Annotated in this window: 24 protein-coding genes; 17 read left to right on the forward strand and 7 right to left on the reverse strand. The window is 67.3% G+C overall.

Annotation, left to right across the window (positions count from 1 at the left end):
- Positions 1 to 33 precede the first annotated feature (33 nt).
- The 3 genes from A0W70_RS12090 to A0W70_RS12100 are packed head-to-tail and all read left to right on the forward strand — an operon-like array spanning position 34 to position 2,046.
- Positions 34 to 501, forward strand: a complete 468-nt coding sequence (locus tag A0W70_RS12090; protein WP_067562676.1) for a Fur family transcriptional regulator — start codon at positions 34 to 36, stop codon at positions 499 to 501.
- Complete coding sequence (gene znuC / locus A0W70_RS12095) at positions 494 to 1,240, forward strand: zinc ABC transporter ATP-binding protein ZnuC (protein ID WP_067562680.1); 747 nt, start codon at positions 494 to 496, stop codon at positions 1,238 to 1,240. Before A0W70_RS12090 ends, znuC begins: the two co-directional genes overlap by 8 nt.
- Before the next feature lie 5 nt (positions 1,241 to 1,245).
- A complete protein-coding gene (locus A0W70_RS12100) occupies positions 1,246 to 2,046 on the forward strand; it encodes a metal ABC transporter permease (protein ID WP_067562684.1) in 801 nt (266 codons plus the stop codon).
- A 369-nt stretch (positions 2,047 to 2,415) separates the two neighbouring features.
- On the opposite strand, the gene A0W70_RS12105 is transcribed toward A0W70_RS12100, so the two are convergent.
- Positions 2,416 to 3,177 (reverse strand): lysophospholipid acyltransferase family protein, encoded by a 762-nt coding sequence (locus A0W70_RS12105; RefSeq protein ID WP_067562688.1) that lies wholly within the window; start codon positions 3,175 to 3,177, stop codon positions 2,416 to 2,418.
- Between the two features lie 214 nt (positions 3,178 to 3,391).
- On the opposite strand from A0W70_RS12105, the gene A0W70_RS12110 reads away from it, so the two are divergent.
- From A0W70_RS12110 to folA, 4 genes are read left to right on the forward strand one after another with little or no spacing between them, the layout of a single operon-like run.
- Entirely contained in the window at positions 3,392 to 6,190 is a 2,799-nt protein-coding gene (locus A0W70_RS12110; protein ID WP_175443116.1) for an EAL domain-containing protein, read from the forward strand.
- 30 nt (positions 6,191 to 6,220) lie between these two features.
- The gene (lgt, locus tag A0W70_RS12115; protein WP_067562696.1) at positions 6,221 to 7,015 is read left to right on the forward strand and encodes a prolipoprotein diacylglyceryl transferase; all 795 of its coding nucleotides are present in this window, start codon (positions 6,221 to 6,223) and stop codon (positions 7,013 to 7,015) included.
- A gap of 24 nt (positions 7,016 to 7,039) precedes the next feature.
- A complete protein-coding gene (locus A0W70_RS12120; RefSeq protein WP_067562700.1) occupies positions 7,040 to 7,834 on the forward strand; it encodes a thymidylate synthase in 795 nt (264 codons plus the stop codon).
- A complete protein-coding gene (folA, locus tag A0W70_RS12125) occupies positions 7,831 to 8,328 on the forward strand; it encodes a type 3 dihydrofolate reductase (RefSeq protein ID WP_067562704.1) in 498 nt (165 codons plus the stop codon). The genes A0W70_RS12120 and folA overlap by 4 nt, the downstream gene beginning before the upstream one ends.
- Positions 8,329 to 8,675: 347 nt before the next feature.
- Here the strand turns inward: folA and A0W70_RS12130 are convergent, their stop codons facing one another.
- The 6 genes from A0W70_RS12130 to A0W70_RS12155 all read right to left on the reverse strand — a co-directional run bounded on the left by A0W70_RS12130 (position 8,676) and on the right by A0W70_RS12155 (position 15,542).
- Complete coding sequence (locus A0W70_RS12130; RefSeq protein ID WP_067562708.1) at positions 8,676 to 9,506, reverse strand: symmetrical bis(5'-nucleosyl)-tetraphosphatase; 831 nt, start codon at positions 9,504 to 9,506, stop codon at positions 8,676 to 8,678.
- A gap of 86 nt (positions 9,507 to 9,592) precedes the next feature.
- Positions 9,593 to 9,970: a Co2+/Mg2+ efflux protein ApaG gene (gene apaG / locus A0W70_RS12135; RefSeq protein ID WP_067562711.1), complete on the reverse strand. Its 378-nt coding sequence runs from the start codon at positions 9,968 to 9,970 to the stop codon at positions 9,593 to 9,595.
- 55 nt (positions 9,971 to 10,025) lie between these two features.
- Complete coding sequence (gene rsmA, locus A0W70_RS12140; protein WP_067562715.1) at positions 10,026 to 10,796, reverse strand: 16S rRNA (adenine(1518)-N(6)/adenine(1519)-N(6))-dimethyltransferase RsmA; 771 nt, start codon at positions 10,794 to 10,796, stop codon at positions 10,026 to 10,028.
- Between the two features lie 165 nt (positions 10,797 to 10,961).
- Positions 10,962 to 11,951 (reverse strand): 4-hydroxythreonine-4-phosphate dehydrogenase PdxA, encoded by a 990-nt coding sequence (gene pdxA, locus A0W70_RS12145; RefSeq protein WP_217495443.1) that lies wholly within the window; start codon positions 11,949 to 11,951, stop codon positions 10,962 to 10,964.
- Between the two features lie 11 nt (positions 11,952 to 11,962).
- Positions 11,963 to 13,297 carry a peptidylprolyl isomerase gene (locus tag A0W70_RS12150; RefSeq protein ID WP_067562722.1) on the reverse strand — a complete coding sequence of 445 codons (1,335 nt, stop codon included), beginning with the start codon at positions 13,295 to 13,297 and terminating at the stop codon, positions 11,963 to 11,965.
- Positions 13,298 to 13,361: 64 nt separating this feature from the next.
- Positions 13,362 to 15,542: an LPS-assembly protein LptD gene (locus A0W70_RS12155; RefSeq protein ID WP_175443117.1), complete on the reverse strand. Its 2,181-nt coding sequence runs from the start codon at positions 15,540 to 15,542 to the stop codon at positions 13,362 to 13,364.
- 178 nt (positions 15,543 to 15,720) lie between these two features.
- Between A0W70_RS12155 and ppa the strand changes: the two genes are divergently transcribed.
- The 10 genes from ppa to msrA all read left to right on the forward strand — a co-directional run bounded on the left by ppa (position 15,721) and on the right by msrA (position 25,028).
- Positions 15,721 to 16,257: an inorganic diphosphatase gene (gene ppa / locus A0W70_RS12160; protein ID WP_067562729.1), complete on the forward strand. Its 537-nt coding sequence runs from the start codon at positions 15,721 to 15,723 to the stop codon at positions 16,255 to 16,257.
- Between the two features lie 45 nt (positions 16,258 to 16,302).
- The gene (mrdA, locus tag A0W70_RS12165) at positions 16,303 to 18,213 is read left to right on the forward strand and encodes a penicillin-binding protein 2 (RefSeq protein WP_067562733.1); all 1,911 of its coding nucleotides are present in this window, start codon (positions 16,303 to 16,305) and stop codon (positions 18,211 to 18,213) included.
- Between the two features lie 7 nt (positions 18,214 to 18,220).
- A complete protein-coding gene (rodA, locus tag A0W70_RS12170; protein WP_425402603.1) occupies positions 18,221 to 19,336 on the forward strand; it encodes a rod shape-determining protein RodA in 1,116 nt (371 codons plus the stop codon).
- Complete coding sequence (gene mltB, locus A0W70_RS12175; protein WP_067562741.1) at positions 19,333 to 20,322, forward strand: lytic murein transglycosylase B; 990 nt, start codon at positions 19,333 to 19,335, stop codon at positions 20,320 to 20,322. Before rodA ends, mltB begins: the two co-directional genes overlap by 4 nt.
- Positions 20,319 to 21,128 carry a septal ring lytic transglycosylase RlpA family protein gene (locus tag A0W70_RS12180; protein WP_067562745.1) on the forward strand — a complete coding sequence of 270 codons (810 nt, stop codon included), beginning with the start codon at positions 20,319 to 20,321 and terminating at the stop codon, positions 21,126 to 21,128. The genes mltB and A0W70_RS12180 overlap by 4 nt, the downstream gene beginning before the upstream one ends.
- A gap of 98 nt (positions 21,129 to 21,226) precedes the next feature.
- Complete coding sequence (locus A0W70_RS12185) at positions 21,227 to 22,360, forward strand: D-alanyl-D-alanine carboxypeptidase family protein (protein ID WP_067562748.1); 1,134 nt, start codon at positions 21,227 to 21,229, stop codon at positions 22,358 to 22,360.
- Between the two features lie 30 nt (positions 22,361 to 22,390).
- A complete protein-coding gene (locus A0W70_RS12190) occupies positions 22,391 to 22,654 on the forward strand; it encodes a YbeD family protein (RefSeq protein WP_067562751.1) in 264 nt (87 codons plus the stop codon).
- Between the two features lie 85 nt (positions 22,655 to 22,739).
- Complete coding sequence (gene lipB, locus A0W70_RS12195; protein WP_245675880.1) at positions 22,740 to 23,339, forward strand: lipoyl(octanoyl) transferase LipB; 600 nt, start codon at positions 22,740 to 22,742, stop codon at positions 23,337 to 23,339.
- Complete coding sequence (gene lipA / locus A0W70_RS12200) at positions 23,336 to 24,325, forward strand: lipoyl synthase (RefSeq protein WP_067562759.1); 990 nt, start codon at positions 23,336 to 23,338, stop codon at positions 24,323 to 24,325. The genes lipB and lipA overlap by 4 nt, the downstream gene beginning before the upstream one ends.
- Positions 24,326 to 24,413: 88 nt before the next feature.
- Positions 24,414 to 25,028, forward strand: a complete 615-nt coding sequence (gene msrA, locus A0W70_RS12205; RefSeq protein WP_067562762.1) for a peptide-methionine (S)-S-oxide reductase MsrA — start codon at positions 24,414 to 24,416, stop codon at positions 25,026 to 25,028.
- Positions 25,029 to 25,219: the final 191 nt, after the last annotated feature.

Below are 25,219 nucleotides of genomic sequence, written 5' to 3' on the forward strand. Positions count from 1 at the left end.
TGTTATATCGTGTTCTAGCGCAAGGCTCGTTACATGACCGACCATGGCCACATGCACGTCGACCCGGACGCCGCGATCGACCGCGCGGAGCGGGTCTGCCGTTCCCGCGGTGCCCGTTTCACCTCCCAGCGCCGGCTCGTGTACGAACTGATCGTGCGCGCCGGTGAACCCGTAACGGCCTACGAACTGCTGCATCGCATGGGTGACGAAGGGGGGCATCCCGCCCCGCCGACCGTCTACCGGGCGCTCGAATTCCTCCAGGCTCACGGTCTTGTCCATCGCCTCGCCAGCCAGAGTCGTTTCGTCGCTTGCGATCATCCGGAGACCGGAGCGCATGGCGGCGTGTTCCTGGTCTGCGCTCACTGCGGCCGCGCGCTCGAATGGCAGGACGAGCGCGTCGCGCGCGCGGTCGCGCGCTCGGCGCAGGAGGCCGGGTTCGAGCTCGGCGACGAGGTACTGCCCGAAGTCGAAGGCACCTGCGGAGACTGCCGCAATGGCTGAGGGCGAGGCCCTGATCCGGGCGGAGGACATCGGCGTACGCTTCGGTGATCGCACGATCCTGCATGATGTCGGTGTCACCATCGCCGCGGGCGAGATCGTGACCCTGATCGGCCCGAACGGGGGCGGCAAGACCACCCTCGTGCGGGTGCTGCTCGGCCTGCTCCGCCCTGGCGGTGGGCGGGTGCGGCGACGCGCGGGACTGCGCATCGGGTACGTCCCGCAACGGATGCATATCGAACCGACGCTGCCGCTGTCGGTATCCGGTTTCCTGGGGCTGGGCCGGCGCGCCGGGCGCGATGCGTATCGTGCGGCCCTCGCCGAAGTCGGTGTGGCGCATCTGCTCGACAGCCCCGTGCAGCAGGTCTCGGGCGGGGAATTCCAGCGCGTTGTGCTGGCGCGCGCGCTGCTGCGGGAACCGGATCTGCTGGTGCTCGATGAACCGGCCCAGGGGGTCGATATCGGGGGCCAGCGCGAGCTGTACAGGCTCATCGCGCGTCTGCGTGAGCGCCGCGGCTGCGCTGTGCTGCTCGTCTCGCATGACCTGCATCTGGTGATGGCGGCGACGGATCGGGTGCTGTGTATCAACGGCCACGTCTGCTGCACCGGCGAGCCGGCAAGCGTCACCGATCATCCCGAATACCGGCGGCTGTTCGGTCCGATCGACCGCGAGTTCGCCGTCTATACCCACGAACACGACCATGAGCACGACGTCCATGGCGACGTCGTCGAGCGGGAGTAATCGGGATGGACCTGCTGGCCGATCCGTTCGTCTGGCGCGCGCTCGTCGCGGGCGTCGGTGTCGCGGTGGTCGCGGCGCCGCTCGGTTGCTTCGTCGTCTGGCGGCGCATGGCGTATTTCGGCGATACGCTCTCGCATGCGGCGCTGCTCGGTGTCGCACTCGGGGTCGTCCTCGGCGCCGAGCCCATGCTGGGCGTGCTGCTCGCCGCGCTCACGACGGGGGCCGTGCTGGTCACGCTGCAACGCTTCAGCGAGTTCGCCGTCGATACCGTGCTCGGCATCCTCGCGCACTCGACGCTGGCACTCGGCGTGGTCGTCCTGAGTTTTTTCGAGAACGTGCGCGTCGACCTGTTCTCCTACCTGTTCGGCGATATCCTGGCGGTCACCGCGGGCGACATCGGCTGGATTCTGGCGGGCGGCGCCGTCGTGCTGCTCCTGCTGGTGACACTCTGGCGACCATTGATGGCCCTGACCGTGCACGCCGATCTGGCCCATGTCGAAGGCATCCCGGTCACCCTCGTGCGCCTCGTGTTCGTCCTGCTGCTGGCCATCGTCGTCGCCGTGGCGATGCGTCTGGTCGGTATCCTGCTGATCACCTCCCTGCTCGTCATCCCGCCCGCCACCGCCCGCCGCTTTGCCCGTACCCCGGCATCGATGGCGTTGCTGGCCGCCGGGGTCGCGGCCCTCGCGGTCGCCGCCGGTCTGCTGGCCTCCCTCACCTGGGACAGCCCGGCGGGCCCGTCGATGGTCGTGGCGAGCGCGCTGCTGTTCGTGGCCGCGGTCTCGGTGGCGCCCGCACGGTCGTGACCGCTTCTGCACGTTCTCGACGGGCCGCTCGTTTCGGATGGTGTCCGGGGTTCTCGCCAAGGCGCGAAGGGCGCCAAGGGACGCGAAGAAGAAGAAAAAGGAGGGAGAATGGTCTGCGCTGAGTCAGCGTGCGAGTAACATCGCCGATCCCCGTGACCGCCTGCGATTGCCGACATTGTCCGGCGCGTACCGCTTACGCGTATCGGGCCCTGTCGGATTTCCGCCAAAGCCAACCTGCATAAAAAACGCGCACGGGATCATTCCGAACGAGCCTTTGATTTCCTTTGCGTCCCCTGGCGCCCTTCGCGCCTTGGCGAGAACCGCGGACAGCGCCCGAAAGAAGCACCACGCAGGAATGTCGGTAAAGCGTCACCCGGAAACACTACCGCCTACGACGCTTTCCTCGGCGGTCGCTGCCGCCAACTGCTTGCGGACGGCCTCTTCCGCGGAGCGCGCGATCGAGCGCCGGTCGCGGTCGCCGGTGACGATCGGCGGCAGGAGCCAGACATCGACGGTGATTCGGCGTTCGCCGAGCACGCGCCAGAGGTGGGGCACGAAGCCGATGTGGTCGACGAAGGGGGCGACGTCGTTGTCGTAGTGCAGGGCGACCGGCTGGATCGGTGCGCCGGTCGCCCGGGCGGCCTCGAACAGGCGCGGGTGGAAGCGGCGCATCGGACCGCGGTTGGTCATGCCCTCGGGGAACACCGCGACCCGGTCGCCCTGTTCCAGGCGGCGGATCATCTCGCGGGTGATGCGGGCCGCGGAATCGTTGCCGCGGCGATCGATGAAGACGGTACCGCCGCGGGCGATCAGGAAACCGAGCACCGGCCAGTGCTCGAGTTCACTCTTGCCGATGAAGCCGGCGTCGACCACCGGGATCAGCGCACCGAGGTCGAGCCAGGATATATGGTTCGACACGACCAGGGCGGGCCCGTCGGGGAGCTCGCCATGGACGCGGACCTCCACACCGACGATCTCCAGCGCCCGGTAGATCCAGCGGCGCACGGTTTCCCATTCGCGTCGGCTGCGCGGTGGGCGGTCATGGGGCAGAATCGTCGCTGCCTGCCACAGGCCCACGGCGATGTGCGGGATCAGTCGGATCAGTCGGCTCAGGCGTCGCAGCAGGCGCATGGAGATTGCGGATGTTCCCCGTTCAATCCGCGCGATTGTAGCGGATGCGCCCAGGTCCGGGGCGTCCGGGCAACTCGGGACGACCGCGGGCGGTGTGCGAGGCCGCGCGGTGGCACGTTGCTTGCTACCGTTCCTGCAGCGATGGTGTGCCCATCCCGCCACGGTGTTTCACCGGCGTGGCGACCACGGAACGATGGAAGGCGGACCGGAAACGATGCAGCGAAAAAGCCCCAGTCTGCAGACCGTCGTCGCGCTTTGCCTGCTGGCAATGGGGGCGGTCGCGCTGGCGCTGGTGCTCTTCAGCGCGGGGATCTATCGATCGGTTTCGCATGAAAACCGTGCCGCCGCGCTCAAGGATATCGTCAGCAACGAGGTCCGCAATCGCCGCCAGGCGATGACCGCCGGTCAGCGGATCTTCGCCCTCGATCTTGCCCGGAATCCGGCGTTCCGGGGTGCGTGGCGCAATGGGCGCGGGGATGGACTCGATGCCGTCATGCGCTCGGCGCTGGCCGACGCGCCCGCGGACGCCGCGCTCACCGGCGTCCGCGTTCTGGACGCGGCGCTCGATCCGGCGGCGGAGGCGGGCGCCCGGTCTCGCGGGTGCCCCGCGCCGGATGAGGCGGAGGCATCACCGCTGGCCTCCGACCGCATGGCCCAGAGGGCCTGCATCCGCGCCGGCGTACCCGTACAGTCGCTGCTTATACCCTTGCCGGGGATTGAGCCGGGTGGCTTCGTCGAGGTGGTCAGTGATCCGGTCGCGGCCCTGGCGCGGATCGGCAGGGATGCCGGGATCGCGCTCCGGATCGAGCGCCCCGGTGGCGATCGGCTCTACCAGACAGACGACTGGCAGCGTCTCGCTGACGGCAGTGACACCGTCTCGACCCGCTACCTGACGCCGGCCGGGGCGAATGAGCCGGTGTTCGCGATCCGGGCGGCGACCGGTGTGGGGCTGCTCAATGAGCAGCTGGCCGCTACGCGTGATTTCGTCCTGCTCGCGGCGGGCTCCATCCTGGCGCTGGCGATTCTGATCGCGCTGGTCAGTCTGCGCCGCCTGATGCAGCCGCTGCGCTGGCTGCAGCAGGCCGCCGAAAATGTCTCCCAGGAGCGGGGCGTAGACGATTTCGTCCCGGTTACCGCGGCCGGGCCACCCGAGATCGCCACCCCGATCCGCTCGTTCAACGCCATGGTCGAGCGCGTGCGCGGCCTGGTCACGGAACTGGAGGGCGAGGTGGGCCAGCGCCGTGATGCCGAGGTGGCGGCGAACCGTGCGCGCGAGCTGGCCGAGGCGCATGCGCGCGCCGCCTCGCAGGCACGCGAGTTTTCCCAGGCCACGCTGGAGGCCGTGGTCGACGCGGTGATCGCGACTGACACCGAAGGCCGGATCGAGTACATCAATCCCGTCGCCACCCAACTCACCGGCGTGGCGGAGGCCGACGCCGTCGGCCGGCCCATCGACGAGGTCGTGGCGCTATACGATCGCGGCGGCCAGAAGCGCGAGAGCCATCTGGTTGACCGCTGCGTGCATGAGCGCCGCACGACCGGCGCGCGGCGGATCGGACGGCTCGCGGGCGCCGCGGACGCCGACGACGGGGAGATGCGCTATGTCGATTACGCCCTCGTGCCGATGCGCGACCGGGGTGGTGCGGTGGTCGGTGCCGTGCTCATTTTCCATGACGTGACCGAGGCCCAGCGCATGACCGAGCGCCTGCGCTGGCAGGCGACGCACGATTCCCTGACGGGCCTGATCAACCGCTACGAGTTCGAGAATCGCCTCCATCAGGTGCTGCAGTCCGCCCGCGATGACGCGGGCGCTGGCGTGCTGTGCTACCTCGACCTGGACCAGTTCAAGCTCGTCAACGATACCTGCGGCCATGTCGCGGGCGACGAGCTCCTGCGCCAGCTGTCATTCATGCTCGGTGACCGGCTGGCGGGGCGCGGGACGCTGGCGCGGCTGGGCGGAGACGAGTTCGGTCTGCTGCTGCACCCCTGCGGGATCCCGGCCGCGCGCGCCATCGCCGAGGATCTGCGCGAGGCGATCCAGCAGTTCCGGTTCGTGTGGACGGAACACATTTTCACCATCGGGGTGAGTATCGGGGTGGTCTCCATCGATGCCGAGAGCCCGAGCACGGACATCCTGCTGAGCGCGGCCGATACCGCCTGTTACATGGCGAAGGACCAGGGGCGCAATCGCGTGCAGGTGTACGAGGCCGACGACGCGGCCCTGCAGGCGCGCCATGCCGAGATGCACTGGGTGACCGAGATCAACCGGGCCCTCGAGGAGGACCGCCTGATCCTCTACTGCCAGGATATCGTCGATGCCGTTACGCCGGAGCCGGTGCGCCATTTCGAGATCCTGCTGCGCATGGCGGACGGGGACGGCACCATCCGCCAGCCCGGCAGCTTCCTGCCGGCCGCTGAACGCTACAACCTCGCCCCGGCGATCGATGAATGGGTGGTCCGCCACGCGCTCGCCTGGATCGCCTCCAACGACGTCCCGGATGACGCCCTGTACTCGATCAACCTCTCCGGGCGATCGCTCGCCAGCGACGGTTTCCTCGACACGGTGCTGGGCGAGATGGATCGCTACGCGGTGTCGCCGCGGAACCTGTGTTTCGAGGTCACGGAGACGGCTGCGATCTCGAATCTCGCGTCGGCGCGGGCGTTCATGGAGGCGCTGCGTGCCCGCGGTTGCCGCTTCTCGCTCGATGACTTCGGCAGTGGACTGTCGTCGTTCAACTATCTGCAGAATCTGCCCGTCGACTTCCTCAAGATCGATGGCGCGTTCGTGCGCGATATCCATTCCAATCCCGTGCACCAGTCGATCGTGCGCTCGATGAACGACGTCGGTCACGCGCTGGGCATGTACACCATCGCCGAGTTCGTCGAGAACGACGCGGTGATCGAGGTCCTGCGCGGGATCGGTGTCGATTTCCTCCAGGGCTACGGCTACGCCCGCCCGCGACCGCTCGAAGCCGTCCGCATGCCCGCTGGAGTGCGCGCGACAGGCGACTGAACGGGGGGCGATCCCGTACACTGTGTCGCCATGCTCGACTATCCCCGCATCGACCCCGTAGCGATCGAAATCGGCCCGGTGGCCATCCACTGGTATGGCCTCATGTATCTCATCGGTTTCGCCGCGGCGTGGCTGCTGCTGCGTCGGCGTATCGACCATGGTGCCCCGGGCTGGCGGCGTGAACAGCTCGACGATCTGCTGTTCTGGGGGGCGGTCGGCGTGCTGGCGGGGGGCCGGATCGGATATGTGCTGTTCTACGGCTTCGGGGAACTGCTGGCCGACCCGCTGTCGATCTTTTACATCTGGGAGGGTGGCATGTCCTTCCACGGCGGCATGCTCGGCGTGATCGCCGCGATGGGCTGGATCGCCCGACGCCAGGGGCGCCACCTCGCCGACGTGACCGACTTCATTGCCCCGGTGGCGCCGATCGGGCTGGGCGCCGGGCGCCTCGGCAATTTCATCAACGGCGAGTTGTGGGGACGTCCCACGGATCTCCCATGGGCGATGGTTTTCCCCGGCGCCGGTCCGGAGCCCCGCCATCCATCGCAGCTGTACGAATTCCTGCTCGAGGGCGTCGTGCTGTTCGCCCTGCTGTGGTGGTTCTCGGCCCGGCCGCGGCCACGCTGGTCCGTCTCCGGGCTGTTCCTGCTCGGTTACGGGGTGTTCCGGTTCGCCGTCGAGTTCGCCCGTGCGCCGGACCCGCACCTGGGCGCGGTGGCGTTCGGCTGGATGACGATGGGCCAACTGCTGTGCGTGCCGATGATCCTCGGCGGAATCCTGTTACTCTTCCTTGCGCGTCAGCAACCGGCCACGGAGACACGGTGAGACAAAACTTCATGGAAGCTTAGTATGCGCGCCTATCTCGATCTGCTCGCCGAGGTCCGCCACCACGGCACACCGAAATCGGACCGCACGGGGACGGGGACGCATTCCGTATTCGCACGTCAGTTGCGCTTCGACCTCAACGAGGGGTTCCCGCTGGTCACGACCAAGCGGGTGCACCTGAAGTCGGTGATCCACGAGCTGCTGTGGTTCCTCGCCGGCGACACGAACATCGATTATCTGCGCCGCAATGGTGTGCGCATATGGGATGAATGGGCGGATGCCGATGGCGAACTGGGGCCCGTATACGGTCGTCAGTGGCGCTCCTGGCCGGCGCCCGACGGCGCGACCATCGATCAGCTGGCGGATGTGGTCGACCGCATCCGCCGGGATCCGGATTCACGGCGCCTGCTCGTCTCCGCCTGGAATGTGGCGGAGCTGCCGGACATGGCGCTGGCACCCTGCCACGCGCTGTTCCAGTTCTACGTCGCCGACGGACGCCTCTCATGTCAGCTCTATCAACGCAGCGCGGATCTGTTCCTGGGCGTCCCTTTCAACATCGCCTCGTATGCGCTGTTGACCCATATGGTGGCGCAGGTCACCGGTTATGAGGCGGGCGAGTTCGTCCATACCTTTGGTGACGCACACGTGTACCTGAATCATTTCGACCAGGTCGATCGGCAGCTCGAGCGCGAACCCCTGCCGCGGCCGACGCTCCGGCTGGATCCGGGCGTGGATGATCTGTTTGCCTTCGACTATGCGCACATCCATATCGAAGGCTATGATCCGCATCCCGCAATACCCGCGCCGGTGGCCGTATGAAACACGAACTCAGCCTGATCGTTGCGCTCGACCGCAACCGCATGATCGGTCACGAAGGCCGCTTGCCCTGGCATCTGCCCGATGATCTGAAGTGGTTCAAGCGCTGCACGCTGGGCAAGCCGATCGTGATGGGGCGCCGCACGTGGGAGTCGATCGGCCGGGCGCTGCCGGAGCGGCCGAATATCGTGATCTCGACGAAGCCCGATTTCGAGGCCCCGGGCGCGACCGTCGTGCCGAGTCTCGAGGGCGCGCTCGAGGTAGCCCGCGATTATCCGGAGGTGATGATCATCGGCGGCGGTGTGCTGTTCGCGGCGACGCTCAATCTGGCCGACCGCCTCTATCTGACGGTGGTGCACGGCGAATACCCGGGCGATACCTTCTTCCCGGCGTTCGAGATGGGCGAGTGGCGCGAGACCTTCCGCGAAGACCACGAGGCCGATGAGCGCCACGAATGTGCCTACAGCTTCCTGATCCTGGAGCGGATCGGGGACTGAGTTCAGGCGGCAGGGCGAAGGGCCAAGGGCCAAGGGCCAAGGGCCAAGGGCCAAGGGCCAAGGGCCAAGGGCCAAGGGCGCGGACGTAAGCCGGCATTCCCCGGCGGTCGTGATTGGCGCACCTCTCGAATACGCAAGGCGCCGGGCAAGCCAGCCTTCACTCCTTCGCCCTTGCCCCTGCCGCCTCATCCCATCGGCACCATCGCCCGTCACACTCGACCTGCACGACTCGCGGCTCGCGTTCGAGCGCCAGACGAGGCCACGGTCTTGTGCGGGGGCTGCCGGCTGTTACCTTCGGAAAAAACCGGCCTACGATACCTTGGCCCTTGGCCCTTGGCCCTTGGCCCTCACCCCACCGGCACCATCGCCCCCTCACACTCCACCTGCACCGCCCGCGGCTCGCGTTCGAGCGCCAGTGCCGTCAACCGTCCACCCCAGAGGCAGCCGGAATCGAGTGCATACGCGCCGCGCGATCTGTAGTACCCCAGCGTGGACCAGTGACCGAACAGGATGCGCAGATCGGCGTTGGCGCGCCCGGGCAGTTCGAACCACGGCAGCAGGCCCTCGGGCTGCGTGCCGGGCGGGCCCGTCGGCCCAAGGTCGAGACTGCCGTCGGGCCGGCAGTAGCGCATGCGCGTGAAGATGTTCACGGCGCAGCGGATGCGCGCCTCGCCAGTCAGGTCGGGCGACCACTGTTCCGGCTCGTCGCCGTACATGTAGTCGAACAGGCGTTCGTAATCGTCGGCGCGGAGAATAGTCTCTACCTCGGCCGCCACCCCAAGCGCGGTATCGAGGTCCCAGTCGCGATGCAGGCCGGCGTGGACAAGCGTGTAGCCGAGATCGGGGTCGTGATGCATCAGCGGCCGGTGGCGCAGCCAGTCCAGCAGCTCGGCGCGGTCGGGCGCGTCCAGGATCTCGTCGAACCGGTCCTTGCTCCGTGGCGTCCGCGCGCCGGCGGCTCGGGCAAGCAGGTGCAGATCATGGTTGCCGAGCACGCAGACCGCCGTATCGCCGAGGTCGCGGACGGCGCGCAGGCACGCGAGCGAGTCCGGACCGCGGTTGACCAGATCACCGACGAACCAGACGCGGTCACGCGTTGGATCGAGCGCGATCCGATCGAACAGACGGCAGAGGTCGTCATGGCAGCCGTGCAGATCGCCGATGGCCCAGGTGGTCACGGACGCCTCGGCAACGAAACGTCAGCAACCTTCCCGGTGGCTCTGTGGCACGCGCGCATCACGTACATGGTTTCCCGGGCAGGCTCCTAGTGCAGGATGCGCGGCGTGGTGAGCAGGAACTCGGGAATGGTGGCCTGGAAGTGCTCGCCATTCGCGTCGATCATGCCGTAACGGCCCGCCATCGTCCCGAGCGGGGTCTCCAGATTGGCGCCGCTGGTATAGCGGAAGCCTTCGCCGGGGCGCAGATACGGCTGCTCGCCGACGACCCCATCGCCATGGACCTCCCGCACGTGACCGTTGTCATCGGTGATGCGCCAGTACCGTGTCAGCAGGCGGGCCGGCTGTTCGCCGTCGTTGTGAATCGTGATCGTGTAGGCGAATACGTAACGGCCTTCCCCGGGATTGGATTCGGCCTCGAGATAGTCCGTCTCTACGTCGATGCGGATGCCGTTTTCGTCGCTCATGAAGGCTCCTCGGCTTGTTCGGCATCATAACGTATACATGCCTGCGCCGGGGCGTTCACGTCCCGGCGAGGCGGGCGAAATCCTCGACGCGGAGCTGTTCCGGGCGGATGCCGGGATCGATGCCGGCGGCCGTGATCGTGTCTGCGTCCACAAAACCACGCAGTCCATTGCGCAGGGTTTTCCTGCGTACCGAAAACGCGCGCCGCACGATTTCGCCGAAATGGGCCGCATGCGCGGCGTCGACCAGCGGCTGCGCGCGCGGCACCAGGCGCACGACGGCCGACTCGACCGCGGGCGGCGGCCGGAAAGCCCCGGGTGGAACCCGGAACAGCCGCGTGACCCTACAGTACGCCTGGATCATGACCGACAGCCGACCGTACACGCCGGAGCCGGGCGCGGCTGCCATGCGGTCCACCACCTCGCGCTGAAGCATGAAATGGATGTCCGCGATGGCGGCGCGCTGTTCCAGCAGATGGAACAGCAGCGGTGTGGAGATATTGTAGGGCAGGTTGCCGACCACCCGGACGCGACTACCCTCGGGCGCCAGCGCCGTGAAGTCGAATCGGAGTGCATCGGCCTCGTGCACCCGCAGCGTGTCGGCCCATTCCGCGCGCCCGCGCAGCGTCGCGGCCAGGTCGCGATCGACCTCGACGACGTGGAGCCGGCCGGTGGCGGCCAGCAGGGGTTCGGTCAGTACGCCCTCACCGGGACCGATCTCGACCACGGTCTCGCCGCGCGCGGGCGCAACGGCCGCCAGGATCCGGTCGACCGTCCCGCGGTCGTGCAGAAAGTGCTGGCCGAAACGCTTGCGTGGGCTATGGGCCACGGTCTGATGTCCTTTAACGGGAGTTCGCCGAGTTTTCTCGGCGAGGCATCGGGGTGGGTGGCAAGGCGCGCCGACGACCAATAGCGCATCGTATTGGGAGGAGGCGCAACGCCGCCAGCCGCCCCGAGGGCCGGCGAGAAGCCGGTGAACTTCCGTTAAAGGGCACTAGCCCTGACCGCCGAGGCGAACGGCCAGTTCGAACGCCGCATTCAGGCTGCCGGATTCCGCCCGGCCGCTCCCGGCCAGTTCCAGTGCCGTGCCGTGGTCCACGGAGGTTCGCACGATGGGCAGGCCGAGGGTGACATTCACGGCCCGGCCGAAGCCGGCGTATTTCAGTACCGGCAGGCCCTGATCGTGGTACATGGCGAGCACCGCATCGGCCCCGTCGAGCGCGCGCGGGGTGAAGGCGGTATCCGCGGGCAGCGGGCCGGCGACGTCGATGTCTTCCGCACGCAGACTCGCCAGGGCGGGCTCGATGATATCGCGCTCCTCGGTCCCGAGATGGCCGCCCTCGCCGGCGTGCGGATTCAGGCCGAGGACCAGTACGCGCGGGCGCTCGATGGCGAAGCGCTGGCGGAGATCGCGCTGCAGGATCCGCGCGACGTCTTCGACCCGCTCGCGCGTGATCGCGTCGGGCACGGCCCGCAGCGGCAGATGCGTGGTGACCAGCGCCACGCGGAGATCTCCGGCGACGAGCATCATGACCGGATCGCCGCCGGTGCGCTCCCCGAGGAACTCCGTGTGGCCCGTGAAGGGGATGCCGGCATCGTTGATGACGCCCTTGTGCACCGGGGCGGTCACCATGGCGGCATAATGCCCGGCGAGACAGCCATCCACGGCCCGGGTGAGCGTTTCGAGCACGTAGTGGGCGTTGCGCGGATCGAGTCGGCCCGCCTCGACGGCGGCCCCGGTCGGGATGTGATCCACCGCGATCTCGCCCGCGGCCTGCGCGCGCGGGGGCGCCGCCGGATCGAATGCGTAGGGCGCCAGATCATGGCCAAGGGCTGCGGCGCGCGCGGCGAGCATGTCGCGGTCGGCGATCACCACGCGCTCGGCGGGACTCGCATGCGCCGCGATCGCCGCGATCAGATCCGGGCCGATGCCGGCCGGCTCGCCCGGGGTCAGCGCGATCCGCCGGATCGGGGCGGGCATGATCCAGGCGCCCCCTATCCGTCCGCCCGGATTTCGACGTAGGCCTGGTCGCGCAGGCGCTGCCGCCAGCGCTGGGCCTCCTGCTCGAGTTCGCGTTCGTACAGGGCCCGTCGCGCCTGCGCGCGCTGATATTCCTCGATATCCTGGCGTTGCCGTTTTTCGAGGACTTCGGCCAGGTGCCAGCCGTACGGTGAGCGGAACGGCTCGCTGAGCGTCCCGGGCTCCAGACCCTCGATGACCTGCTGGAAGGCGGGTGTCATTTCCCCGGGACCGACCCAGCCGAGGTCACCGCCGCGGCTGGCGCTGCCCTGATCTTCGGAGTTCGCGCGCGCGATCTCGGCGAAATCCGCTCCGGCCCGGATACGCTGGCGCAGCGCCTCGAGCCGTTCCCGGGGCGATTCGCCTTCCGTCTCCGCGTCGGCCGGGGCGTCCGGATCATCCATACCGCCGTCGTCCTTGAGCAGGATGTGCCGGGCCCGGATCTCGGTTACGGTCTGTTCCGAGCCGCCGCGCCGGTCCTCGACCTTCAGGATGTGGAAACCGTTCGGGCTGCGCAGCGGGTCCGAGATCGCACCGGTCGACATTCCCCGGACGGCCTCGACGAACAGCGTCGGCAGCGAGGTGGCGGAACGCCAGCCGAGATCGCCCCCGTTCAGGGCCTCGGGCCCATCCGAGGCGCGCGTAGCGATGCTTGAGAACTCGGCATCATCACGCAGCCGTTCGACCAGTGCCTCGGCCTCCTCGCGCGCCTCGGTGACCTCGGCGCTCGTGGCGTCCGACGGCAGGCCGATGAGAATGTGGCTCAGCCTGTATTCCGCCTCCTGCTGGTTGGCCTGCTCCATGCGGTCGAGGGCGGAGTCGACCTCGTCCTCCGAGATCTGGACCTGACTCGCCACCTCGCGCTGGCGCAGCCTCGACACGATCAGTTGCCGGCGGATGTCGTTGCGCAGGCGCTGGAAATCCATCCCGTCGGCTTCGACCCGCTGGCGCAGACCGGAGAGGTTGGTGCCGTTGCGGTCCGCCATGTTGCGCAGCGCGTTGTTGACCGCTTCGTCGTCCACGCTGATGCCCCGCTGCTCGGCGCGCTGGATCTGGATATTCTCCAGGATCAGGCGCTCCAGCACCCGCTCGCGCAGGACGCTGTCGGGCGGGACGCGCTGGCCATTGCGCCGCATCTGGTCACGCACGAAGTCGACTTCCGCACGCAGTTCGCTGTGCAGGACGACATCCTCGTTGACCACCGCGGCGATCCCGTCGAGGGTTTCGGCTGCCCGCGCGGGCGCCGCCGCGGGCAGTGCGATCGCGATAACGCAGGCGATGGCCGTCAGGTGGCGGCGCAGTCGGGACATGGGATGGTCACTCGGTTGTGCGGTGGTACCGGGCCGGGACGGCGGGGCGCTCCGCCATCCACGATCAGCGCGAATAGCCAAGGATAGCACGGTCAAGAAGGTCGCCGGCATCGTCGCCGAACCCGCCCAGACCCTTGAGGACAAACTCGATCACGAAGCCGTTGTCCTGTCCCTGACCGCTCGCGTAGCGCCGCGCTAGCGCCCGTACCTTATAGCAGCAGCTCTCGTATTCCGCCCCCAGCAGGGTCTCGAAATTGCGGTCGTCGCGCAGGGAATAACGGGTGCTGCCGACGGCCAGCCAGCGCGGGGACAGGGGCCATGCGAAGGCGAGATCGACGGCTTCCTTCGACTCGCGGGTGTAGCGGTAACCGAAGTTCACGATCCGGTTCCTGCCGCCGTCGAAACGGGCATCGAACGACCCGTCGGTGATCTTGTCCAGTTCCGGATTCCAGCGCAGGTCCAGGCCGCTGCGCCAGGCCTCCGTGGGTTGCACGGCGATCTCGGCCGCGATGTCCGAGTTGTCACGCGTCTCTACCGGCTGGTTCGGCAGCTGGACCGTCCGGTCGTCGAAGTAGTGGATGCCGCCGATGCTCGCGCGGAGGACCTCGCGCCCCTGGTCGCGGTCGAGCAGCCGGGTCGTCAGTGCGAGCGTCAACCGGTTGGCGTCGGCCATCCGGTCGGGGCCGGTGAATCGGCGTTCGCTGAACAGTTGCGCGAAGGAAAAATCGTACTCACCGGTATCGAACACCGGCAGATCGTCCTGCGCCTCTTCCGGCGTGTAGACATAGAACGCCCGCGGTTCCAGTGTCTGGCGGTAGCTGCCGCCGGTGCGCTCGAAGATCAGGCCGCTGTCGAGCGAGGCGAACGGCAGGGACCGGTCCGGATTGCTCGGGCCGGTGGTGGTGTCGCGGTTCAGGTCGTAGGCGGTGTAATCCCAGCCCAGCCTGGGGCGCAGGAACCAGCCCGGGGTCTCGATCGGATAGCCCACCGACGGCCGCGCATTCAGGCGGGTGCCGGTATCGCTCGCCGCGCGCTGGAAGTTCACGAGCTCCGTCTCATAGCGGGTCTCGAAACCGCCGAAGCGTTGCTCACCGTCGAACGTCAGCTGCGGTCGCTGTTCGTACGGCCGCCGGTTGGCCGCCAGGCTCTCGTCCAGCGTCTGCCACGTCTCGTAGCGTGCGCGCAGCGTGCCGGGTGCGCCGGACCACCGGACGTCGGCCCGTCGCCGCAACTGGGATTGGCTGGACAGGGAAAGATTGGAGGACAGATCCTCGAAGTACGCCTCGTCGGAGGCGCTCTCGGCGTCGATGTGCGTGCGCCAGCCCGCGCCGAAACTGCCCTCGTGCTCGATGCGCGTCAGCACGCGGTCGTCGCCGAAACGGTCATCATCGGGCAGATACTCGTTGTTGAGTTGCCAGTATCCGGCCGGTCCGAGCCAACGCCACTCGGAGCGCAGCTGGCCGCCGCGATCCGAGAGGTAGCGCGGTTCCAGAGTGGCATCGAAGTTGGGGGCCGCATTCCAGTAATAAGGCACGCCGACCGTGAACCCGGAGCCGCTCGAACTGCCGACACTCGGAACCAGCAGACCGCTCATGCGCTCATCGCCGATCGGGAACCGGAACCAGGGGGTATAGAAAATCGGCACGCCCTTGAAACGGAGCAGGGCGTTGGTCGCCGTGCCCTGGCGCGTGTTCGGATTGAGTTCGACCGAATCGGCCTTGAGCTGCCAGTCCTCATCGTCGCGCGGGCAGGTTGAATACGTCGCCCGTTCGAAGCGGCTGACACCGGCCTCATCGCGATCGATCCGCCGGGCGCTCCCCTGAGCGTGGAGCTCGGCGGCCCGGTAATCGGCCCGCTCCAGGCTGAATGCCCCGGAATCCAGATTTACGGACCCGCGACGCCCCTCGATGACAAAACCGTTCTCGCGCAGGAATACACTCCCCGAGGCCTCCGCCGTGCGCCCCTCGCGGTCGATCCGGACGCGTTCAGCGCCGAGCGTGCGATTGCCCCGCCGCACCGCCACATCGCCCTGGAGGGTGGTGATCGAGCCGCGTGTTTCCATCGACTCGGAGGCCGCCCGCGTAACGCCCTGGGCGTCGGGCTGTTCGACATCGGTCGCTGGCAGAACCGGGGGAGGGGGGCATAACAGCCAGTCGTCCGCATTGGCTGGCGGTGAATCGTCCGCGTCGGCCGGCAGGGGCAGGGCCAGCAGCGCGGCGAGGATTGACGGGCGCAGTCGGTGCAAGGTTGTCACGGTCCGGCGGGTCGCCACGCAGGATACGCGCCTGGCGCCTGGAACTGAATCACCACCGCTTGCGTGCCTTGCGCGTCCGTCGGTAATGACGCTGCGTCTGTCGGGAAGCACTCCAGATCGGTATAATCCCGCGTTTTTGTCAACCGGCGAACCGGGAGCGCAGTCCAGCATGGATCTGAACAAAATCGATATCGGCAAGAACTGTCCCGATGAAATCAACGCGGTGATCGAGGTTCCCACCTACGGGGCCCCGGTCAAATACGAGCTCGACAAGGACAGCGGCGCCCTGATGGTCGATCGGTTCTTCGGGACCGCGATGCACTATCCGTGCAATTATGGTTTTATTCCGCACACGCTCGGCGAGGACGGCGATCCGCTCGATATCCTGGTGATCACGAACTCGCCGCTGATGTCGGGGGTCGTGATCCCGTGCCGGCCGGTGGGCATGCTGCACATGGAAGACGAGTCCGGTGGCGATGCCAAGCTGCTGGCGGTGCCGACGAACAAACTGACCCCGCTCTACCGCAACGTCCAGGAGTACACCGATGTAGCGCGTTCGCTGCTCGACGAAATCGCGCATTTCTTCGAGCAGTACAAAGCGCTCGAGGCGGGCAAATGGGCGCGTGTGGATCACTGGGACGGCGCAGAGGTAGCGCGCGAAGAGATCCGCGCCAGCGTCAAGCGGTACAACAACGCCACGACCTGAGACGGTCGTGGCCGGCCGCGGCGAGCAGCCGCGGCGGGAGCCTGAATGGCCGGATCCGACCGGCTGCGAGACTACGAACACGAGGCGGGTCTATACCGTCGGCGCGCTGTCGCCGCCGGTGTGGGGGCGCTCGTGCTCGTGCTCGTGCTGGCCGGGCGGCTGTTCCACCTGCAATACCTCAGCCACGAGCATTACGCCACGCTCTCGGACGACAACCGGGTCCGCATCGAGGCCATCGCGCCGACCCGCGGACTGATCCACGATCGTGACGGCCGCATCCTCGCCGAGAACCTGCCGAGTTTTACCCTCGAGCTCGTACCCGAACGGGTCGAGGACCTCGACGCGACGCTCGAACGCCTGCGTTCCTTCGTCGACTTCGACAGCGCCGATGTCGAGCGCCTGCGGCGCGCGTGGCAGCGTGCACGGCCGTTCGAGGGCGTTCCCCTGCGTTTCCGGCTCAGTCGCGAGGAGGTCGCCCGCCTGTCCGTGAACCGCCATCGATTCCCGGGGGTGGATATCGTCGCCGGGCTCACGCGGCATTACCCCTGGGGGCGAACGGGCGTGCACGCGCTCGGCTACGTCGGGCGCCTGGACGAGGCGGATCTGCAGCGTCTTGATCCGCGTTCTTATCGGGCCACCAGCCATGTCGGCAAGAACGGCATCGAATATGCGTACGAGGAGGTCCTGCACGGCGATCCGGGGGTTCGCCGGGTGGAGGTCAACGTCGAGGGGCGGGTGCTCCGCGTGCTCGATGAACAGGCACCGGTCCCGGGCGAGGATATCCAGCTGACCCTCGATCTCGGTCTGCAGCGTTTCGCCGAGCGCCTGCTGGGGCCCGAGGATGGCGCGGTGGTCGCGCTGGATCCGCGCGACGGTGCAGTGCTCGCGCTGGCGAGCCAGCCCGGCTTCGACCCCAATCTGTTCGTCAACGGGATCGGCCGCGATACCTACGCCGCGTTGCGGGACTCCCCCAGCCGCCCGTTGTTCAACCGCGCGATCCGCGGTCAGTACCCACCCGGTTCCACCATCAAGCCGATCATCGCGCTCAACGGGCTCGAGCGGAAATCGCGGGACCGCGATGAGGAAATCCATTGCCGCGGTTATTACACGCTCGAGGGCAGGAGCCGCCGCTATCGGGATTGGAAGGCCCACGGCGAGGTCGATCTGAGCGATGCGATCAGCCAGTCCTGCGACGTCATGTTCTACGACCTCGCCATGGATCTCGGCATGACCGAAATGGCCGGGTTCCTGCGCAAATTCGGGCTCGGGCAGCCGACCGGGATCGATCTGCCCGGTGAACGCGATGGGCTCATCCCCGACCCTGAGTGGAAACGCCGCAATCGCGGTGAACCCTGGTACAGCGGCGAGACGGTGATCCACGGCATCGGTCAGGGCTACATGCAGGTCACGCCCCTGCAACTGGCCACCGCGACGGCCCAGATCGCCAATCGGGGCCGGCCGGTGCGTCCCCACCTGCTGGCCGAAGCCGGACCGGCCGAGGTGCGCACGGATACCAAAGAGGAGGCGCCGCAGAACGGCGATGCCGTGGTCGCGCGGGCGCGCGAGCCGGTCGTGGAACCTGTCGACCTCAAGGTGGAGACGGACTGGGATTTCGTGATCGACGCGATGGTCGACGTGACCGAGGGCGAACGCGGCACCGCCCGGGCCATCGGCTGGAAGAGCCCGCATACGATCGCCGGCAAGACCGGGACGGCGCAGGTTTTCTCCATCGCCCAGGGCGAGGAGTATGACGCCGAGGCGATTGCCAAGCAGCTGCGCGATCACGCCCTGTTCGTTGCGTTCGCGCCAGCGAAGGCGCCGCGCATTGCCGTTGCCGTGCTGGTCGAGAATGGCGGCAGCGGCTCCGCCACGGCGGCGCCGGTCGCCCAGCAACTGATCGACCGCTGGCTCGAAGAGCATCCGCCGCCCGCGGACGGGGAAGACGATGGTGGATAACGATGGACTGCTGGGCGCACGGGCGCGCGGCGCACCACTGACGCGGCTGCTGCTCGCGCTGCGGGTGGACCCCCCGCTGCTGCTCGGGATCCTCGCCATCGCCGCCGTCGGCATGGTGGTGCTCTACAGCGCCGGCGGCGAGTCGACCGATCTGTTGATCCAGCAGGGCGTGCGCCTCGGTATCGGCCTGTTCGTCATGCTGGTCGCCGCCCAGATCCCGCCCCGCAACCTGCGGTTGTGGTCACCCTGGCTGTTCGCGGCGGGTCTCGGTCTGCTCGTATGGGTGCTGGTCGCCGGCGAGATGGGGGGCGGCGCGCGGCGCTGGATCGATCTCGGCATCGTGACCGTGCAGCCCTCGGAGGGCATGAAGATCGCCGTTCCGATGATGGTTGCGTGGTATCTGGGTGACCGCGCATTGCCGCCCTCGTTTGGCCGTGTGCTCGTCACCGGCGCGCTGATCATGGTCCCGGTCGCGCTGGTGGCCTGGCAGCCCGATCTGGGCACTTCGCTGCTGATCGCCAGTGCCGGCGCCTTCGGCCTGTTCCTCGCCGGGCTGCGCTGGCGCCTGATGCTGGGGTTCCTGCTGACCGGCGCCGCGCTGATCCCGGTCGGCTGGCACATGATGTACGATTACCAGCGGCGCCGTGTGCTGACCTTCCTCGACCCGGAGAGCGATCCGCTCGGGGCCGGTTACCACATCATCCAGTCGAAGATCGCCGTCGGCTCCGGTGGCCTCTACGGCAAAGGATGGCTGAACGGCACGCAGTCACGTCTCGATTTCCTGCCGGAGCGGTCGACCGATTTCATTTTCGCGGTTTTCGGTGAAGAATTCGGCTTTTTCGGTGGCGTATTGCTGCTGTTTCTGTATCTGTGCGTGATCGGGCGTGCGCTGTATATCTCCGCCGAGGCGCAGGACAGCTTCGGGCGTCTGCTCGCCGGCAGTCTGGCGCTGACCTTCTTCGTGTACGTCGTGGTCAATATCGGTATGGTGATCGGCCTGTTGCCCGTTGTCGGCGTACCGCTGCCGCTCGTGAGTTATGGCGGCACATCGATGGTCACATTGCTCTGCGCGTTCGGCATAATCATGTCCATCCGTTCCCACAAGCGGTTACTTGCCCCATGACGATTCGCCCGGTCCTTGCCGCCGTCCTCTGGCTCGCGGCGGTCGCACCCGCCAGCGGTTCCTTCCTTGAGCGCGACGGTGTCCGCGCGTTCATCGACGACGTATCCAGCCGCCAGGATTTCAACGCCGCCGAGCTCCGCGGTCTGTTCGAGAATGTGGAGCGCCAGGAGGCGGTACTCGAGGCCATCGCGGCGCCGGCCGAGGCGATGCCCTGGTATCGGTATCGACCGATTTTCATTACCGATCCCCGGATCGAGGGCGGGATCGAATTCGTGCGCGACAATTCTGATCTGCTAGCGCGGGCCGAGCGCGAATTCGGGGTCCCGCCCGAGATCGTCGCCGCGATCATCGGCGTGGAAACGTTCTATGGTCGCCACAAGGGGCGTCACCCGGTACTCGATACGCTGGCCACGCTGGCGTTCGAGTATCCGCCGCGCAGTGACTTTTTCCGGCGCGAACTCGAGCAGTTCCTGCTGCTGGCGCGCGATGAGCGCATCGCGCCGACGTCGGTGAAGGGGTCGTATGCGGGTGCCATGGGGATGCCGCAATTCATATCGAGCAGCTACCGTCATTACGCCATCGATTTCGACGGCGATGGCCGGCGGGATCTGTGGAACAGCAACGCCGATGTGATCGGCAGTGTCGCCGCGTATCTGGCCGACCATGGGTGGAGCGCTGGCGAGCCGATCGTGCATCGGGTGCGGCCATCCCGCGATGACTGGCGCGAGCTGACAAGCAAGAGCCTGAAGCCGCGGGTCGACCAGAGCGACCTGCGGGCGGCGGGCCTCGGCGTCGAGCCGCCGGTGGGCGCCGACGAGCGCGTGCACGTGTTCTCGCTGGAAACGGAGGCCGAGCCCGAGGTGTGGGTTGGCCGCGGGAATTTCTACGCCATTACCCGCTATAACCACAGCGCGCTCTACGCCATGGCGGTCTACCAGCTGGCCGAGCGGATCCGCCGCGGCGTCGAGACGGAGCCCGCGGAGTGAAACCCGCGATCCGCGCCGCGGCGGTGGCCATGCTGACGGCGCTGTTCGCCGGCTGCAGTACGCTGTCGGGCGAGCCCGCCGATGGTCCTGGGGCGGAAATCGATCCGGACAGCCTGCCGACGGTCGTTCCGCGCGACGAGCCCCGCAGCCGTTACGGCAATCCGGAGTCCTATGTCGTCAACGGCCAGCGCTATCATGTGCGCGATTCGGCGCGCGGGTATGTGGCCGAAGGCATCGCCTCGTGGTACGGCAGCAAGTTCCATGGCCGGCGGACTTCGAGTGGCGAGCCCTACGACATGTACGAGATGACGGCCGCGCATCGCTCGCTGCCGTTGCCGACGTATGTGCGGGTGACGAACCTCGACAATGGGCGCAGCACGGTCGTGCGGGTCAACGACCGTGGCCCGTTCGTCGATGATCGGGTGATCGACCTGTCGTATGCCGCGGCGACCCGGCTGGGTGTGATCGATAGCGGAACGGCGCGGGTGCGCGTGCGGGCGCTGACGCCGGGTGACTCGACCGCCGACTCGCAGTCGGACACGGCCCCCGCTACCGGCACCGATGCCGACGGTGAGGTGTTCCTCCAGGTGGGTGCGTTCCGCGAGTACGCCAATGCGCAGCGCATGCGTGCCCGGGTACGCGGGGCTGGCATCCAGCCGGTCAACGTCGAAAAGGCGGAGTCCGCCGCCGGGGTGTCCGTGTACCGGGTCCGCATCGGTCCGCTGGACGGCGATACCGACCGCGACGCCATGCTGAGCAGCCTTGATGAGGCGGGCGTGGAGGGAGCGCGATTCATCACGGAGTGAACGTGTCGGTGTTACATCTCGATCCGCGTCGATACAATCTTCTTTTCAGCCCCGGGGCCGGACCGCTGCGGCCCCATCCCAACGAGAGCCCTGGACCCATGAAGTATCTGCCCGCTCTGTGTGCCTGTCTGTTCCTGTTCCTGAGCCTGCCCGCTATCGCGCAGCCGATTCCGAAGCCGCCGTCCACCTCCGGCGAGAGCTATATCCTCATGGAGGCGGAGACCGGCAAGGTGCTCGCCGCAAAGAATGCCGATAAGCGCCTGCCGCCCGCTAGCCTGACCAAGATCATGACGGGTTACGCGGTGTACCGCGCCCTCGACGACGGCAGCATCACGCTCGATGATGAGGTCGAGGTCAGCGAGGCCGCCTGGCGCATGGGTGGCTCGCAGATGTTCCTGGAGGTCGGTGACAAGGTGACGGTGGATAAGCTGCTGGATGGCCTGGTCGTGCAGTCCGGCAACGACGCCGCGCTCGCGCTGGCCGAGTATGTCGGCGGCAGCGAAAGCGCCTTCGTCGAACAGATGAATTTCTATGCGGACGAACTCGGGCTCGAGAACACCCGCTTCGAGAACCCGGAAGGGTTGAACCGGGAAACGCATTATTCGAGTGCCCGGGATATGGCGGAACTGTCGCGCGTGATGATCCGGCAGTTCCCGGAGCGCTATGAGCGCTACGCGAAGCGGGAGTTCACCTATAACGACATCCGCCAGTACAACCGTAACGATCTGCTGTACGCGACCGATTACGTCGATGGCATCAAGACCGGTTATACCTCCGAATCCGGTTACTGCCTGGCCGCGTCCGGCGAGCGCGACGGTACGCGACTGATCAGTGTCGTCATGGGCGAGCCCAGCGCGGACGCGCGCGAGTCCAGTAGCCGCGCGCTGCTGTCCTGGGGGCATCGCTTTTACGAGAGTCATCGGCTGTACGCGGCCGGCGAGACGCTCAAGGAGGCGCGGATCTGGAAAGGCGCGGCCGACCAGGTGCGTCTGGGGTTGTCGGAGGACCTCCACGTCACCATCCCCAAGGGTAAGTACGATGCGCTCGAGGCCAGCATGACCTTCCCCGGCCAGTTGGTGGCGCCCGCGGATGAAGGGGAGGAATTGGGCCAGGTGACCGTCAAGCTCGACGGCGAGGTCGTCGCCGAGGCGCCGCTCGTTGCCCTGTCGGGGGTGGCGGCCGGCAGCTTCTTCCAGCGCATGACCGATGCCGTACTGCAGTGGTTTGAATAACTCCGGCACGCCCCGGGGGCGGAGGGCCTGATGACCGAAGACACGCTGCTGGAATTTCCCTGCGACTTCCCGATCAAGGCGTTCGGCTATGATACGGGCGATTTCGGCACGCTCGTGGTCGAGTTGATCCAGCCTCACGCCCCGGAAGTGACGCACGATGACGTGCAGACACGCAGCAGCAGCGGGGGACGCTATCTGGCGGTCACTATCACCGTGCGTGCCGTGAGCCGGGAACAGCTTGACCGCATTTACCATACGCTCAGCGCCCATGAACGGGTGCTGGTGGCGCTCTGAACGCGATCGGGATGTGTCCGCGTTGATCCCGGACCTGGTGGTGTGTCGCCCCGGCCGGGTGGATTACGAGCCCGCCTGGCGCGCGATGCAGGCCTTCACGGATGGGCGCGAGCCCTCGACTCCGGACGAATTCTGGTTGCTCGAACACCCGCCGGTCTTCACGCTGGGGCGTGTAGCGCGCCCGGAACACGTCCTCGATGCCGGTGATATCCCCCTGGTCCAGGTGGACCGCGGGGGGCAGGTCACCTACCATGGCCCGGGACAGATCGTCCTCTACACGCTGGTTGATCTGCGCGCTCGCGGTATCGGGGTGCGTAGTCTGGTGGCGACCCTGGAACAGGCCGTGATCGACGTGCTGGGCACGGAAGGTGTCGAGGCGGCTCGGCGCGACGGCGCGCCCGGCGTCTACGTCGATGGCCGCAAGATCGCGGCGCTCGGGCTGCGGGTGCGACGCGGCTGCAGTTACCATGGTCTGGCGCTCAACGTCGACTGCGGTCTCGAACCGTTCGCGCGTATCGATCCATGTGGCTACCGTGGCCTCGAGGTCACGAGTACGTTCACCGAGGGTGTGACCGCTGATGGCGATCTGCTCGGCGAGCGGCTGATCACGCGGCTCGTGTCCGCTCTCGGCTACCGCGCCGTAGCCGAAGGCACGCGGGTGCCGCCCGATATGGAGTACCCATGAGCGATAAATCCTATATCTCGCCATCCCGGCTCGATCCAGCCGGTCATCGTCGCGCCAGCGACAAGGTGCGCAGCATCCCGATCAAGGTGGAAGGCGAGGCGCCCGCGCCGCAGGAGCGCCAGCGCAAGCCGTCCTGGATTCGCGCGAAGGCCCAGGTGCACCCGCGGGTGCGCCAGATCAAGCGGATCCTGCGCGAGCGCAACCTGCACTCGGTGTGCGAAGAGGCGGCCTGCCCGAACCTGGGGGAGTGCTTCAGCAAGGGGACCGCGACCTTCATGATCCTCGGCGACATCTGTACCCGGCGCTGCCGGTTCTGCGATGTGGCCACGGGGCGCCCCGACCGGCCGGATCCGAACGAGCCGCGGCAACTCGCCGAGACGGTCGAGGCACTCGGGCTCGATTACGTCGTGATCACCTCGGTCGACCGTGACGACCTGGCCGACCGTGGGGCGGGGCAGTTCGTCGAGTGCATCCGCGAGATCCGCGCGCGCACGCCGGGTACCCGCGTCGAGATCCTGACGCCGGATTTCCGCAACCGGATCAATCATGCGCTCGATCTGCTCGATGAGGCGCCGCCGAATGTGTTCAATCACAACGTCGAGACGGTGCCGCGCCTGTACAAGCCGGTGCGACCGTCCGCCGACTACCAGGGCTCGCTCGATCTGCTCGCGGAAGCGGGACGCCGGCATCCGGAGATCCCGACCAAATCGGGCCTGATGCTGGGTCTCGGAGAGGAGATCGCGGAAGTCGAGGAGGTTATGCGCGACTTGCGCGCGCACGGCTGCTCGATGCTCACGATCGGGCAGTATCTGCAGCCGACACCGGCGCATCTGCCGGTGGCGCGCTATGTCCACCCGGATGAGTTCGATCGGCTGGCCGAGATCGGTCACGGGATGGGCTTCGCCCACGTGGCGAGTGGCCCGATGGTGCGCTCCTCGTATCATGCCGATGAGCAGGCCCGCGAAGTACTGGATCCGGCCGGCTGACTCCGGACCCTGGGAAGACGCGAAGGAACGACATGGCCGCTCGTGGGTCAAACGGGTAGCCACCTTTGCGTAACCGGGAGTCGTGCCCATGCGATCGCTGATCCTCCTCTTTTTCGTTCTGATCACTGGACCGTCTCTTGCGGAAACGCCCGGTGAACCGCCGGCCGGGAAGGCGGTTGCGACCTTCGCCGGGGGGTGTTTCTGGTGCGTGGAGGAGGCATTCGACGGCGTCGACGGTGTCGAATCCACCACATCCGGCTACACCGGTGGCGATACCGTTGATCCGACCTACCAGCAGGTGAGCTCCGGCGGTACCGGCCATGCCGAAGCTGTCCGGGTGGTTTACGATCCCGATGTGGTGTCCTATCGCAGGCTGCTGGACGTGTTCTGGCACAACATCGATCCGACGGTGGAGGACCGCCAGTTCTGCGATGTCGGGTCGCAGTACCGCAGTGCCATCTTTTTCCACGACGATAACCAGCGCCGTCTGGCGCGCGAAACGCGGACGGAGATCGAGGAGAGCGGCGTGCTGCCCGGTCCCGTCAAGACGGAGATCGTGCCTGCGCAGACGTTCTACATCGCCGAGGACTATCACCAGAACTACCACCAGGAGAATCCCATCCGCTACAAGTGGTACACGAGCGGTTGCGGGCGTTACGACCGGCTGGAGACACTCTGGGGCGAGAAGGCCCGAACGGGCTGACCGGAGCCTTCAATGTTGACGGCTCATGTTCGGGGTCTGATAGGCTGTTTTCATCGCGAAGCACGAAGTTGTGCTGTTTCGCATGCTCCATCACCCGGATGTGCAGGCCATTCAGGCCGCTACCCGTCTATGGGTTGCACGGTTGGCCGGCCTGCCCGTCGCTTCCCCGCGAGCCGGGTGGCGGGCTGGGA

The organism is Halofilum ochraceum (genome assembly GCF_001614315.2).
In the GTDB taxonomy this organism is placed as follows: Bacteria; Pseudomonadota; Gammaproteobacteria; order XJ16; family Halofilaceae; genus Halofilum; species Halofilum ochraceum.